Here is a 12,847-nt window from a genome sequence, read left to right as displayed (position 1 = left end):
CGGTTGACTCCATGGTTTCCCTCCCCGATGACGCCGTGCCCGGCGTGCGTGCCGACGACCTCGAGCCGGTCTCCTTCGACGAACAGTCGTCCCGCCCCGTGACGTCCTCCCGAGACTCCACCCGCGAGATCCTGGGCTGGCTCGAGTTCGGCGAAGCCTCCCGCGACCTGGCGCAAGACGTTCTCGCGAGCGGTTTTCGCCCCGATGTCGTCGTCGCGATCGCCCGAGGCGGTCTGCTTCTCGCCGGTGCCATCTCGTACGCCCTCGACACCAAGATGTGCGGCTCGATCAACGTCGAGTTCTACACCGGCGTCAACTCCGTGCTCGAGAAGCCAGTCATTCTGCCGCCCGCGCTCGATGCCCCGGCTCTGTCGGGCAAGAGGGTGCTCCTCGTCGACGACGTCTCCGACTCCGGCCGCACCCTCGAGCTTGTCCGCGACATCCTGCGCGGTCACGGTGCCGACGTGCACACCGTCTGCCTCTACTCCAAGCCGCGCACGATTCTCGAACCCGACCATGTCTGGCGTCACACCAGCGACTGGATCACGTTCCCGTGGAGCGCACTGCCCCCGGTGACGGTGAGCACATGAGCATTCACCTGGTGGGTGGCGGCTGGTCGGAGTCAACCGCCGTCTTCGAACCGTTCGTCGTCGAGGCTGCGGCCCGCGGCAAGCGGCTCGGGCGCGACGTTCCCCGCGTCGCTGTGCTCGTCGTCGTCGAAGACGACGTCCCGTCGTCCGAGTTCCGCTCGGGTTTCCCGGCGATGCTGGCCTCGATCGGGCCCTGCGAACCGCTGGTCACCGAGGTCGTGTCGAGCGATGTGTTCGACACGCGCGTGCTTTCCGACATCGACGGCCTCGTGATCGCGGGTGGTTCGACCCCCGCCTACTTCGAGGCAGTCGTGCCCCTCATCGACCAGGTGCGACTCCTCGTCGCTGACGGCCTGCCGTATCTCGGCTTCTCGGCCGGGGCGATGATCGCTGCCGACACCGCCATTCTCGGCGGCTACACGATCGGTGGAGTCGAGGTCTGCCCTCCCGACGCGGCCGAAGGCCTCGACGAGGTGACCCTGGCGCAGGGTCTCGGGCTCGTCGACCTCGCTATCGACGTGCACGCCGTTCAATGGGGCACCCTGAGCCGACTCATCGCGGCAACCGAGGCGGGACTGGTCACGGGCGGCGTCGCCATCGACGAGAACACCGCACTCGTGGTCGGCGAAGGCGCGCTCGGAGTCATCGGCACGGGCAGTGTCTGGCGGGTCGAACCCCAGCTCGACGACGACGGCGAGATCGTCGGGGTGTCCGTCGGCACGCTCGGCGTGGCCGTCTGACCGCTCGATGACGACGCACTCTCTCGTCGAGCTGCTCGACCCGGGCTGGGCTCGGGCCCTCGCCCCCGTCGAAGACCGCATCCACGACCTGGGCGATTTCCTCCGTGCCGAGACCGCGGCGGGTCACGGGTACCTGCCCGCAGGCGACGCCGTTCTGAGGGCTTTCACAACTCCGTTCGATGAGGTGAAGGTTGTGATCGTCGGGCAGGATCCGTACCCGACGCCCGGTCACCCGATCGGCCTGTCGTTCGCCGTCGACCCGCACGTCCGGCCCGTTCCGCGCAGCCTCGCCAACATCTACCGCGAACTGAACGACGACCTCGGCATCGCGCCCGTGACTCACGGCGACCTCACCTCGTGGTCGGAGCACGGCGTGCTCCTCCTCAACCGGGTGCTGACGGTTCGCCCGGGCGACGCCGGATCGCACCGCCGCAAGGGCTGGGAGGCCGTCACCGATCGGGCGATCGAGGCGTTGGTCGCTCGCGAGAAGCCCCTCGTCGCAGTGCTCTGGGGCAAAGACGCCCAGAAGCTGAAGCCGCTGCTCGGCTCGACGCCGACCGTCGAATCGGTGCATCCGTCGCCGCTCTCGGCCTCGCGCGGCTTCTTCGGCTCGAAGCCGTTCAGTCGGGTCAACGAGCTATTGACCGAGCAGGGCGCCGAGCCGGTTGATTGGCGGTTGCCGGAAGCAGTACGTCCGGCGTAGACACGCCTCAATGGCACATACCCGTAGGGCTGGCGTACGCACACGGCCGCGCCGGCGGGTCTGAGTCACTCGGGCGGGTCTAGGCCGCGCGGGCGGGTCTCTGCCGATGTCGCGGGGCGGGGGGCGCGGGGTTCGGGGGAGTGCGCCTGCGGCGGGTATGTGGGTGTCGGCTCGCGGATCCTCGGCCCGGACCTGCGGTTCTGCCCGCGGAAATGCCCCCGACATGGAAGGCTGAGCGCGTGCTCGAAGAGGAATACCAGCCGCGGCGTGTGCTCCCGCGCCATTTGCGCAAGCCGCCGGCGGCGGAGGCCCCGTTCTCGTTCGAGATTCGCCCGGCTGTGGCGACCGACTTGCCAGCGGTCCGAGATGTCTACAACCTCTACGTGGCTAACTCGACTGTGACGTTCGACACCGCGCCGAAGCAGCTCGCCGAGTGGCGCGGAGTGTTCGCTAAGGCCGAGAAGCTCGAACTGCCGTTTCTCGTGGCGGTGTCGCCCGGCGGGACCCTGCTCGGCTACGCCCACGTGGTGCCGTGGCAGACCCGTGCCGCGAACCGCGCGATCGTCGAGACGTCGATCTACCTTGGTCCGGCGTCCACCGGCAAGGGCCTCGGCCGTGCGCTGCTCGGCGCGCTGCTCGAAGCCTGCGATGCGGCGGGTGTGCGTCAGATCATCGCGATCATCGGCGACCAGGGTGCCGACGCGTCGATTCGGTTGCACGCCTCGTTCGGTTTCACCGAGATCGGCCGGATGGGTCGGGTCGGCTTCAAGTTCGACCGGTGGCTCGGCACGGTGACGATGCAGAAGAACCTGCCGCGTCGATCGCGGCGTGCGGTGCGCGGCCGAAGCTAGAGGTTCGCGTCGGGGCCGGCACCGTTCACAACTCTGGCAAAAGTGGCGACCACCCGGTCAATCGAGCCGGTTCGGGCCACTTGTGCCAGAGTTCTGAACACCTCCCGGGCAGGCCGGAGCGGCCACGCGACCCGATGAGGTCGCGCAGCCGCTCCCGCCTGACTGATCAGTGACGGATTCGAGCTCGCAGTGCGAGCGCCAAACCTCCCAGCAGCAGGAACGCTGCCGCGAGCAGGCCCGCCAGGGTGGAATCGCTGCCGGTGAAAGCGAGCGATCCGTCAGCGGCGACAGCGGTGGTTGCGGCCAGGGCCGTCGTTCCGCCGAGTCCCGCTGCGGCGATGCTGCCGCCGTTCGCGGAGTCACCTGTCGTCGCAGCATTGTTCGTCGCAGCCTCGTTCGTCGTGGCGAGCGCGGTGGAGGGAACCGAGGGAGCAGAGGGATCCGACGGCTCGGCAGGCGAGGCCGGGTCGATCGGGTCGGTCGGGAGCGTCGGAGTTCCGGGCTCTGCGGGCGACGTCGGTGTGGTCGGCGTCGTGGGGTCGGTCGGCGTGGTCGGTGTAGTCGGCGTCACCGGGTCGGTCGTCGTGCCGGTGGTGCTGGTGTCGCCGATCACCGACACGGCGTTGCCGCCGATCGCGACGGGCAGTCCGATGACGGGCGCGATCTGCGTGCCGCCGAGGGTGCTGTCGTTACCGGTGGTGGTGCTGCCGGTTCCAGCGGTGCTGCCGGTGCCGGTGGTCGGAGTGGTTCCGGTCGTGTTGCTGGTGGTTGAGCTGTCGCCGATCACGGAGATGGCGTTGCCGCCGGCCGTGACGGGCAGTCCGATGACGGGCACGACCTGCGTGCCGCCGAGGGTGCTGTCGTTACCGGTGGTGGTGCTGCCGGTTCCAGCGGTGCTGCCGGTGCCGGTGGTCGGAGTGGTTCCGGTCGTGCTGCCGGCGGTCGAGCTGTCGCCGATCACGGAGATGGCGTTGCCGCCGACCGTGACGGGCAGTCCGACGGACGGGATGACCTGCGTCCCGCCGAGGGTGCTGTCGTTGCCGGTGGTGGTGCTGCCGGTTCCAGCGGTGCTGCCGGTTGTCGGCGTGGTTCCGGTCGTGCCGCCGCCGGTCGAGCTGTCGCCGATCACCGAGATGGCGTTACCGCCGACCGTGACGGGCACTCCAACGACAGGCACGATCTGGGTGCCGGACGCGATGCCGTCGGATCCGCTCGTCGAGCTGCCCGAACCGGAAGTCGCGGGCGAGGTCGGCGTGGTGGCCGGGGACGAGGCGTCGGATCCTGCGCTCTGCGAGTCACCGAGCACCGAGATGCTGTTGCCGGAGACCGTCACGGGAGCCGCAGCGTCGATCACGGCCTGGGTTCCGGAGGCGATTCCGTCGGAGCCGGATGTGGTGGGCGCGGCAGGAGCTGCGGGAGCCGGAGCGGCGGGTGCCGCAGAGGCCGAGTGCGAGTCGCCGACCACCGAGATCGCGTTGCCCGTCACTGCGACGGGAACGGGAACGGAAACGATGCCCTGGGTGCCGGACAGGATTCCCGAGGCGCCCGTCGTGGTGGGTGCCGAAGCTGCAGGAGCAGCAGGCGCCGGGGCCGACGCAGCAGGAGCAGCAGGAGCAGCAGGAGCAGCCGAAGCTGCGGGAGCTGAAGCAGCAGCAGCGGGCGCCGCAGCTGCCGGAGCCGCGCCCGACACAGAGTCGCCGACGACACTGACCGCGTTACCAGCGGCCTGGACGGGTGCCGATACGACGGCGTCGAGCTGGGTGCCGGAGAGCAGCCCGTCGGATCCTGACGTGGTGGCCGCGTTGGTCCCCGTGGCGCCGACGGCCCAGAGGCCTCCGACGAAGCAGGCTCCGATGAGCCCGCGGAAGACGTACTTGTTCATGATGATGACTCCTGTAACGAATGGTTCGACTGAGCGGAGCGCGGGTGCGCGGCGCTGGACGGATGCGTGTGCCCGGCGCGCGTGCGGTGAGCACAGCGCGGGGCGAGCAGCCCGTCAGTCGGGTGTCGTGTCGGAGTCGTAGGTGGGCGAGAGCGGAACGGTGTCGCGTTCACTCGTGCCGGACGCAAGCAGGGAAAGCGTGGGGAGGTAGCCGAAGTCGGCGGTCAACGCGATCCCGCCGGCGGATCCTGAGCTGCCGGACGATGCCGATCCGTTCATGCCCGCAGGGGCAGCCGGTACCGGCCCGGGAGCGGGCTGGTCGGCGGGGGAGTGCGCCGGGGTCGGAACGGCAGGATCCGACATGGTCGATCCAGTCGTCGAGACGCCCGTCACCGAGGTGGCCGCCACCGGAAGGAGAGAGGCGCTGCGCGGAGCGGCTGTGCCCCCGGTCACCTCGATGGAACTCGCGGCGGAATGAGCCTTTTCGGCGGGAGCGGTCGCAGATGCGGAAGCCGACTCGGAGACATTCGCGACCGGGTCGCCGCCGAGGACGGCGTGGGTCGGATTCGAGGTCACGACGGGCGGGACGTGCGGATCGGGAGGTGACGTGACGCCCGGCGGGATGATCGGCGTCGTCGGGTGTGAGACACCGTCGGAGAGGCCGGAGACGGCTGAGTCGACGGTATCGGCGACCGGCTTCGTGACCGTGCTGACCGGGGATTTTCCTGTCACCGCAGCAACGGGGGGCGCCACCTGTGTCACCGTGTCGACGACCTCGTCGACGGTAGCGGCAACTGGGGCCACGACGTGGGCGACCGGCTTGGTGGCGGCCACCTGAGCGACGGCCTTCGGCACGACCGGAACGACTGCGGAAACCACCTTGTGCACCGGCGCAACCGGGGCGGTGGCTTTCTCGACGGTCTTCGTCACGCCACCGACGGTGCTGCCGTCGGTTTTGGCCGTTCCGCTGACGGTGGTCGACGCGGGTGCCGCGACCTTCTCGACGGTCTTCGAGAGGGACCCGACGAGGCTGGAGCCCGAGCCGGGCTGCGATGCGGGAGCGGCGGGGGCGGCGGCATGAGCCTGACCTGACCCCAGGAAGAACGAGATGACCACGAGGGCGAGACCGACGAGGCCGGAAAGGAGCAGAAGGCGCACGACGGTGATCGGGGTGCGGGCCGAGCGGTTGATTCCGCTGGCCGCGACTCCGTCCGTCGAGTGCTCTGACGAGCACCGCACCGTCTGATCCACGGGCGATCACCTTCATGGTCGATCGAGTGAGAGTGGTTGGCTCTCTTGGTGCAGCTGGGCTGCGTTCGGGGTGGTTGGCCCCGAAGGTGACTTCAGAGTACGCCCGGCTCGGACGATTCGTGCCTGGGAGTTCGCAGAACATCGCAAGTGACGCGGGGCCTCTAGGCTCGTGATCGATGTTCGAACTCCACCATCTCAGCGCGCACGAGCAGTACGACTGGCTGCGGCGCGGCGACGTCAGCGTGCGCGAGCTCACGGATCACTACCTGGAGCGCGTCGAGCGGATCGACGCCTCGGTCGGATCCTTCGTCACTGTCACGGCCGACCTCGCACGCGCCCGGGCCGACGCCCTCGACCGAGAAGGAAGCACGGCGGCTCCGCTCTGGGGTCTGCCGCTCGCCGATAAAGACCTTGTCGACCGCCGCGGCGTTCCGACGTGGGCAGGCTCGCGGCTCTCGAGGGGTCGAGTGGCCGAGACGTCGTCACCGATCGTCGATGCTCTCGACACGGCCGGAACGGTCAGTCTCGGCAAGACGGCCACCCCCGAGTTCGGGCTGACGGCGTACACCGAGTCGCTGATCGGCCGGTCGACGAGCACTCCCTACGACCCGTCGCTCAACGCCGGTGGGTCGAGCGGAGGGTCGGCTGCCGCGGTTGCTGCCGGCCTTGTTCCGTTCGCACCAGGATCCGACGGCGGAGGTTCCATCCGCATCCCGGCGTCGGCCACGGGCCTGGTCGGGCTGAAACCCTCGCGCGGACGGGTGCCCACGCAGTCCGGCCTCACGAGCCTCGGCGGTCTCGCCGTGGGAGGCCCGCTGGCCCGCACGGTCGCCGATGCCGGAATGCTGCTCGACGCGATGGTGTCGCCGGACTCGAGGCCCCCGCGTGACCTCTACGCGGTGCGGGCTGCTCCGAGCGAGGAGTTCTCGTACCTCGCCGCGGCGGTGCGCGGCGAAGGACGGTTCCGGATCGCGACCACCACTACGAGCCCCTGGGACGACACATTCGACATCGGTCTCGACCCGTCGGTGCTCGCCGCGATGAGCCTCACGATGGAGCACCTCGCCGCAGTCGGTCACGAAGTCGAGCCCGATGGTGTGCGTGTTCCGGTGGCCGACTACGGGCGGCTCTTCACTGTCTTGTGGAAGGCCGGTGCGTCGACGATCCCGGCATTCGGCGACGACCTCGACCTGCTCGAGCCGATCACGCGCTGGCTGGTGCTGCAAGGGCGTGCCCTGTCGGCGTTCGACCTCGCCTCGGCCCTGGCAGGTCTGACCGCCTACGAGCGCGCGGTCATCGACGCCTTCTCAGGGTTCGATGCGGTGCTGACTCCGACACTCGCTCTGCCGCCGCGCCCGAACGGCTGGTACGACGCGGTCGACGCCGAACGGAACTTCGAGCAGCAGTGCCAGTACGCGCCGTTCACGTCGTTCGTCAACGTCGCCGGGCTGCCGGCCATCTCGCTTCCGGTGCACGAGGTCGACGGTCTTCCGGTGGGCGTGCAATTGATCGGGCGGCCGGGCCGCGAAGACGTGTTGCTCGCGATCGGGGCGCAGCTCGAGCGGCGGTTGAAGTGGCAGAGGCGGCACCCGCCGCAGTGGTGACGTGTCATCCGCCCAAGCAGCAGCACGCAACCTCGCGCGAAACGGCCGACATCGCGCGCCGCGGCGCTGTGACCTTGGCCGATTCGCGCGACCCCGCAGGCAGCGTAGCCCCGCAGGCAGCGCGATCCCGCAGCCAGCGCGGCCCCGCAGCCAGCGCAGCCCGGACGGCCTCGGCGGCTCAGGGCAGCGTCGGCACCGACGCGATCAGTCGCCGCGTGTAGGCGTGCTCGGGCGAGCGCAGCACAGCCGACGTCGCGCCCTGTTCGACGATCCGCCCCGCCTGCATCACCGCCACCCGGTCGCACAGGTGGTCGACGAGTCCGATGTCGTGCGACACGATCAGCAGCGACAGACCCATCTCGTCGCGGAGGGTCGCCAGCAGTTCGAGGATCTGCGCGCGAACCGTCACGTCGAGTGCGCTGAGCGGCTCGTCGCCAACCAGCAGCCGGGGCGAGTGGACGAGGGCGCGGGCGAGGGCGATCCGCTGCCGTTGGCCTCCGGAGAACTCGTGCGGGTAGCGGTCGAGCATCGACGCCGACAACCCGACCCGGTCGAGCATGGCCGTGATGAGCGAGCGATGCGATCCGGCGATGTCGAGGGCGCGGAGGGGTTCGCCGACGATGGCCTCGACGGTCATGCGGGGGTCGAGCGACGCATACGGATCCTGGAGCACGACACCCGTCTGCCTGCGGAACCACCGCAGCGACGCAGCCCGTCCCGGTGTGACCGGGCGTCCGTCGAAGCGGACGGTTCCCGCGGACGCGGGGGCGAGAGCCAGAAGGATCCGCACCAGCGTCGATTTACCCGACCCCGATTCGCCGATCAGCCCGACGCTCTCCGAGGCGCCGACCGAGAGCGACGCGTCGACGACGGCGTGCCGGGTGGCGCCCGGCGTGAAGAGCGACTGGCGGGGCAGCGTGAAGTCTCGGCCGATCCCCGAGCCGACGAGCAGGGGCGACGAGCCGCCGAGCCCCGGTGACGGGGCGGTCACGAGGCGCTCCAAGTCGTAGCGCGGGCGGCGGCGACGAGACCCTGGGTCACCGGATGCGTCGGAGCTTCGAGCAGCGTGGCGACCGGGCCCCGTTCGACCACGTGCCCGGCCGAGAGCACCGCCACGTCGTCGGCGATCCGCGACAGGACCGCGAGGTCGTGCGTGACGAAGACGAGCGAGGTGCCCCGCGACGAGACGAGTCGCTCGAACAGGGCGAGGATCTCGGCCTGTGTCGTCACATCGAGTGCGGTGGTCGGCTCGTCGGCGAGCAGAAGACCCGGGCGGCAGGCCAGCGCGATCGCGATTCCGACTCGCTGTCGTTGCCCGCCCGAGAGCTGGTGCGGGTACGCATCGACGAGGGATTCAGGATCCGGCAGCCCGACCTCGCGCACCGCCTCGATGGCCCGCTCGCGCAGCTCGGCCTTCGACAGCCGTTCGTTCCTGCCCGCGTGCAGACGCAGCGGCTCGACGATCTGTCGCCCGATGCGGTGGAGCGGGTTGAGCGCCGACTGCGGATCTTGGAACACCATGCCGACCCGGTTGCCGCGAATGGTCGCGAGCTCCTTCTCGAAGAGGCCGATCAACTCGGTGCCGTCGAGAACGGCGCTTCCGGTGACGTGGGCGGCCTCGGGGGCGAGGCCCAGCAGCGAGAGGATGGTGAGCGATTTGCCGGATCCTGATTCTCCGATGAGACCGAAGCGCTCCCCGTCGGCGACCGTGAACGAGAGGTCGTCGACGACGGTGCGACCGCCGATGGTGACGGTGAGGCCGGTGACGGTGAGACTCATGAGTGGTTCCTCCGCCGGTCGGCGCGGATCGAGGCGGTGCGGAGTCGCGGATCGCTGACCTCGCGGATCGCGTCGCCGAGCAGATTGAAGGCCAGCACGGTGAGGGTGATCGCGAGCCCCGGCCAGACCACGCTGCCCGGGTGGATCGCGATGTACACCTGCAGGTCGTTCAGCAGGCGGCCCCACGACGCGGTCGACGCGGAGGCGCCGTAGCCGAGATACGACAGCCCGGCCTCCGCCAGAATCGACGTCGCCATGGCGAGAGACAGCTGCACGACGAACACCGGGGCGACGTTCGGCAGGATGTGGCGGCCCAGGATCCCGGCCGGTCCGACTCCGCTCGCGCGAGCGGCGAGCACGTAGTCGGTGCGCCCCACGCGGCGGATCTCGGCGCGCGACACCCGCGCGATATTCACGCCGTAGCCGATGCCGACGGCGGTGACGACGACGAACAGCGACCCGCCGAGGATCGACGACAGCAGCATGGCTATGAGGATCGCCGGGAACGCGATCAGGATATCGATCACCACGGCCATCGACTCGCGCACCCACCGGGCCGTGAGCGAGCCGAGGGCCGACAGCCCGACGCCGACGACGGTGGCGAGGAGCCCGGCCGAGACCGCGACGAGCACCGTCGTGCGACTCGCGGCGAAGACGTAGCTGAAGATGTCGCGGCCGATGCCGTCGGTACCGAACAGGTGCGCCCACGACGGGGTCTGCCACATCGACGCGGGGTCGGCCTCGAACGGGTCGTGGGGAGTCCAGAACGACGAGACGACCGCCGAGACGACGAGCACGAGGATCCAGGCTCCCGCCGCGACCCCGGCGGGCCGGCGCAGCAGTTCGGCGAACCAGGGCGCCCGGCGCGTCCGGCGCCCGGTTGTGCGGGCCTCTTTCGCGGTCTCCACGCCGCTCACTCGCCCGGCTCCCGCAGTCGCGGATCGACGGCGCGGTGCACCAGGTCGACGACGAACCCGAGAATCAACACGAGGCCCGTCAGCGCGAGCAGCTCGCCCTGGACCTTCGGGAGGTCGCGCACGCCGACGTCGGAGACGAGCATCCGGCCGACACCCGGGAGCGCGAAGAGCTGTTCGACGAGCACGGCGCCGACGAGTAGTGCTGCCAGCTGGACGCCGAGCACCGACACGACGCTGAGCAGCACATTGGGCAGACCGTGCCGCACGACGGCCTGCGTCCGGGTCATGCCCTTCGACGCGGCCGTTCGGACGTAGTCCTCGTCGAGGGCACCGAGAGCGGCCGATCGGGTGAAGCGCAGCAGGACGGCGCCCTCGATCAGCCCGATCGTGAGGGCCGGCAGGAGGAGGCTGCGCAGGGCGCGTGCCGGATCCTGCCAGCCGTCGCTCGGGAACCCCTGCGTCGGAAGCAGCTTCAGCGCGACCGCGAACACGGCGATCAGGATCATGCCGCCCCAGACCGCGGGGATCGCCGCGATGGCCTGGGCGACGACCGAGATCGCCGTGCCGCTCGGCCGCCGATGTCGGATCGCCGACACGACGCCGAGGGGGATGCCCACGACGAGTCCGATCACCAGCGAGAGCCCGGCGAGAGGCAGCGTGACGGCGAGCTTCTGGCCGAGCTGCGACGCCACCGACGAGCCGGTCACGATCGAGCGACCGAGGTCGCCGTGGAGCAGGCCGAGGATCCAGTCGGCGTACTGAACAGGCAGCGGCCGGTCGAGCCCGAGGGACGACCGGATAGCGGAGACCTGTTCAGCAGTGCCTTGCGTGCCGGCGATCACCTGCGCGACGTCGCCCGTCAGCAGCCGCAGCGTGAAGAAGATCAGCGCGCTGGCAGCGGCGAGGCCGACGACCAGCAGCACCAGACGCGACAGGACGAACCGGATCACCGGCCGGTCACTCGGACTTCGCCAGGTCGGCCAGGTCGAGGCGGGCGGAGGTCGACGACGTCGGGAACCCCGTGATGCCGTCGTGCACGGCCGTCAGGGTCGTCGCGGTGTAGAGCCAATCGGCGGGCGCGTCGTTCGCGACGATCTTCGCTGCCTGCTTCAGCTTGTCCGCCGCGGTGGCCTCGTCGGTCGCCGAGAGCGATTCGGAGTAGAGCTGCTGCACCTTTTTGTTGTCGTACCCGAAGTAGTAGTCGGGGTTGGCCCAGTTGCCGAAGTCGTGCGACTCGGCGTGATTGACGATGCTCAGCTCGTAGTCGTGGTCGACGAGCACGTTGTTGATCCAGGTGGTGAAGTCGGTCTGCTTGACGTTCAGCGTGATGCCGACCTTCTTCAGATCGGAGGTGAGCACGTCGCCGATAGCCGCGGGGTAGAAGTTGGCGTAGGTGAGGTCGAGCGAGAGGTTCTCCGCGCCGGCCGCCTTGAGCAGCTTCTTGGCGTTGTCGGGGTTGTAGGCGTCGACGCTCGCGAGGTCTTCGTAGCCGGGGTCGAGGGCGGGAATGGGACCGCCCTGGGTAACACCCGAACCGCCGAGGGCCGTGATCAGCGCCTTGCTGTCGATCGCCTCGCGGATCGCCTGGCGCACCCGAATGTCGGTGAACGGCTTATTCCTGTTATTGAAGGCCAGCGTGTATTTGTCGGTGGTCTTGCCCGACTTGAGGCTGATGCCGTCAACCCCGGTGAGCTGCGACTTGAGTGTCGCGTCGACTGCGGTCTGCACGTCGACGTCGCCCGAGATGACCGCGTTGATGGCGGCCGAGGGGCTGGTGTAGTAGCGGAACGTCACGCCCGCGACCTTGGCCTTGGTGCCCCAGTAGTCGCCGTTGCGGGTGAGAGCGATGCTGTCGCCCTGCTTCCACGTCGTCAGCTTGTACGGGCCGGTGCCGTTCGCGGTGGTCTTGAGGTCGTTCGTCGCGGCCTTCTCGAGCACCAGCCCGGCACGGCCGGACAGGGCCCAGAGCAGGTTCGAGTCGGGCTGCGAGAGCTTCAGCGTGATCGTGTCGCCGCTCGCCGAGATGGTCTTCACCTTGACGAGATCGGCCGAATTGACGAACGTCTTCGTCTTCTTGACCTGCTCGAGCGACCAGACGACGTCGGCCGGGGTCATGGCCTTCCCGTCACCGAAGCTCACGCCCGTCTGCAAGGGGAAGGTGTAGGTGAGGCCGTCGGACGAGACGGTGTGGCTCTTGGCGAGCACATCGACGATCTTGTTGGTCGAGGTTCGCCCGACGAGGCCCTGGTAGACGTTGTCGATCAGAACCTGATCGAGGGCGATGCCGGCGGTGGTGCGGATGTCGAGGTCGGTGGGCTCGAGTACGAGGCCGACGGTGACGGTGGCGGATGTATCGGGGGTGCCGGTGCCGTTCGGCGCGGATCCTGCGGTGCAGCCCGCGAGGATCAAGGCGGAGGTGGCCGCCAGGGCGGTGGCGGCGAGAAGACGGGCGCGGGTGGTACGGATGCGAGCAGAGCTCATCAGTGAGGCAGACCTTTCGGAGCGGATGTGGACGCCGGGAGACACCTGT

Annotated in this window: 12 protein-coding genes; 5 read left to right on the top strand and 7 right to left on the bottom strand. The window is 69.4% G+C overall.

What is annotated here, in order from left to right; all coding sequences use genetic code 11:
- Positions 1 to 11: 11 nt before the first annotated feature.
- The 4 genes from VH571_RS08180 to VH571_RS08165 all read left to right on the top strand — a co-directional run bounded on the left by VH571_RS08180 (position 12) and on the right by VH571_RS08165 (position 2,884).
- Positions 12 to 590, top strand: coding sequence for a phosphoribosyltransferase (locus VH571_RS08180; protein WP_123944726.1), 579 nt, complete (start codon positions 12 to 14; stop codon positions 588 to 590).
- Positions 587 to 1,330 carry a Type 1 glutamine amidotransferase-like domain-containing protein gene (locus VH571_RS08175; RefSeq protein ID WP_423264103.1) on the top strand — a complete coding sequence of 248 codons (744 nt, stop codon included), beginning with the start codon at positions 587 to 589 and terminating at the stop codon, positions 1,328 to 1,330. The genes VH571_RS08180 and VH571_RS08175 overlap by 4 nt, the downstream gene beginning before the upstream one ends.
- Before the next feature lie 7 nt (positions 1,331 to 1,337).
- Positions 1,338 to 2,033 carry a uracil-DNA glycosylase gene (locus tag VH571_RS08170; RefSeq protein WP_423264101.1) on the top strand — a complete coding sequence of 232 codons (696 nt, stop codon included), beginning with the start codon at positions 1,338 to 1,340 and terminating at the stop codon, positions 2,031 to 2,033.
- 239 nt (positions 2,034 to 2,272) lie between these two features.
- Positions 2,273 to 2,884 (top strand): GNAT family N-acetyltransferase, encoded by a 612-nt coding sequence (locus VH571_RS08165; RefSeq protein WP_423264099.1) that lies wholly within the window; start codon positions 2,273 to 2,275, stop codon positions 2,882 to 2,884.
- Positions 2,885 to 3,050: 166 nt separating this feature from the next.
- Here the strand turns inward: VH571_RS08165 and VH571_RS08160 are convergent, their stop codons facing one another.
- Both VH571_RS08160 and VH571_RS08155 read right to left on the bottom strand, forming a co-directional pair.
- Entirely contained in the window at positions 3,051 to 4,766 is a 1,716-nt protein-coding gene (locus VH571_RS08160; RefSeq protein WP_423264098.1) for a chaplin family protein, read from the bottom strand.
- A gap of 114 nt (positions 4,767 to 4,880) precedes the next feature.
- A complete protein-coding gene (locus tag VH571_RS08155; RefSeq protein WP_423264097.1) occupies positions 4,881 to 6,017 on the bottom strand; it encodes a hypothetical protein in 1,137 nt (378 codons plus the stop codon).
- 176 nt (positions 6,018 to 6,193) lie between these two features.
- Between VH571_RS08155 and VH571_RS08150 the strand changes: the two genes are divergently transcribed.
- Positions 6,194 to 7,621, top strand: a complete 1,428-nt coding sequence (locus tag VH571_RS08150) for an amidase (protein WP_423264096.1) — start codon at positions 6,194 to 6,196, stop codon at positions 7,619 to 7,621.
- A 178-nt stretch (positions 7,622 to 7,799) separates the two neighbouring features.
- Here VH571_RS08150 and VH571_RS08145 read toward each other — a convergent pair whose 3' ends face one another.
- From VH571_RS08145 to VH571_RS08125, 5 genes are read right to left on the bottom strand one after another with little or no spacing between them, the layout of a single operon-like run.
- On the bottom strand, positions 7,800 to 8,612 hold the full coding sequence (locus tag VH571_RS08145; protein WP_423264095.1) for an ATP-binding cassette domain-containing protein: 813 nt from the start codon (positions 8,610 to 8,612) through the stop codon (positions 7,800 to 7,802).
- Positions 8,609 to 9,400, bottom strand: coding sequence for an ABC transporter ATP-binding protein (locus VH571_RS08140; RefSeq protein ID WP_423264094.1), 792 nt, complete (start codon positions 9,398 to 9,400; stop codon positions 8,609 to 8,611). Before VH571_RS08140 ends, VH571_RS08145 begins: the two co-directional genes overlap by 4 nt.
- On the bottom strand, positions 9,397 to 10,308 hold the full coding sequence (locus VH571_RS08135) for an ABC transporter permease (protein ID WP_423264093.1): 912 nt from the start codon (positions 10,306 to 10,308) through the stop codon (positions 9,397 to 9,399). Before VH571_RS08135 ends, VH571_RS08140 begins: the two co-directional genes overlap by 4 nt.
- Positions 10,309 to 10,313: 5 nt before the next feature.
- Positions 10,314 to 11,267 (bottom strand): ABC transporter permease, encoded by a 954-nt coding sequence (locus VH571_RS08130; RefSeq protein ID WP_423264092.1) that lies wholly within the window; start codon positions 11,265 to 11,267, stop codon positions 10,314 to 10,316.
- A gap of 7 nt (positions 11,268 to 11,274) precedes the next feature.
- Positions 11,275 to 12,798 (bottom strand): ABC transporter substrate-binding protein, encoded by a 1,524-nt coding sequence (locus tag VH571_RS08125; RefSeq protein ID WP_423264090.1) that lies wholly within the window; start codon positions 12,796 to 12,798, stop codon positions 11,275 to 11,277.
- Positions 12,799 to 12,847: the final 49 nt, after the last annotated feature.

The organism is Frondihabitans sp. 4ASC-45, from assembly GCF_049472575.1.
Lineage (GTDB): Bacteria > Actinomycetota > Actinomycetes > Actinomycetales > Microbacteriaceae > Frondihabitans.
The sequence above is the reverse complement of the archived record's forward strand: the minus strand, read 5'-3'. Positions and strand labels throughout refer to the sequence as shown.

Coding starts and splice junctions, on each gene's coding strand:
- VH571_RS08150 (WP_423264096.1), top strand. CDS start 6,194: ATGTTCGAACTCCACCATCTCAGCGCGCACGAGCAGTACGACTGGCTG.
- VH571_RS08175 (WP_423264103.1), top strand. CDS start 587: ATGAGCATTCACCTGGTGGGTGGCGGCTGGTCGGAGTCAACCGCCGTC.
- VH571_RS08125 (WP_423264090.1), bottom strand. CDS start 12,798: ATGAGCTCTGCTCGCATCCGTACCACCCGCGCCCGTCTTCTCGCCGCC.
- VH571_RS08170 (WP_423264101.1), top strand. CDS start 1,338: ATGACGACGCACTCTCTCGTCGAGCTGCTCGACCCGGGCTGGGCTCGG.
- VH571_RS08180 (WP_123944726.1), top strand. CDS start 12: ATGGTTTCCCTCCCCGATGACGCCGTGCCCGGCGTGCGTGCCGACGAC.
- VH571_RS08140 (WP_423264094.1), bottom strand. CDS start 9,400: ATGAGTCTCACCGTCACCGGCCTCACCGTCACCATCGGCGGTCGCACC.
- VH571_RS08160 (WP_423264098.1), bottom strand. CDS start 4,766: ATGAACAAGTACGTCTTCCGCGGGCTCATCGGAGCCTGCTTCGTCGGA.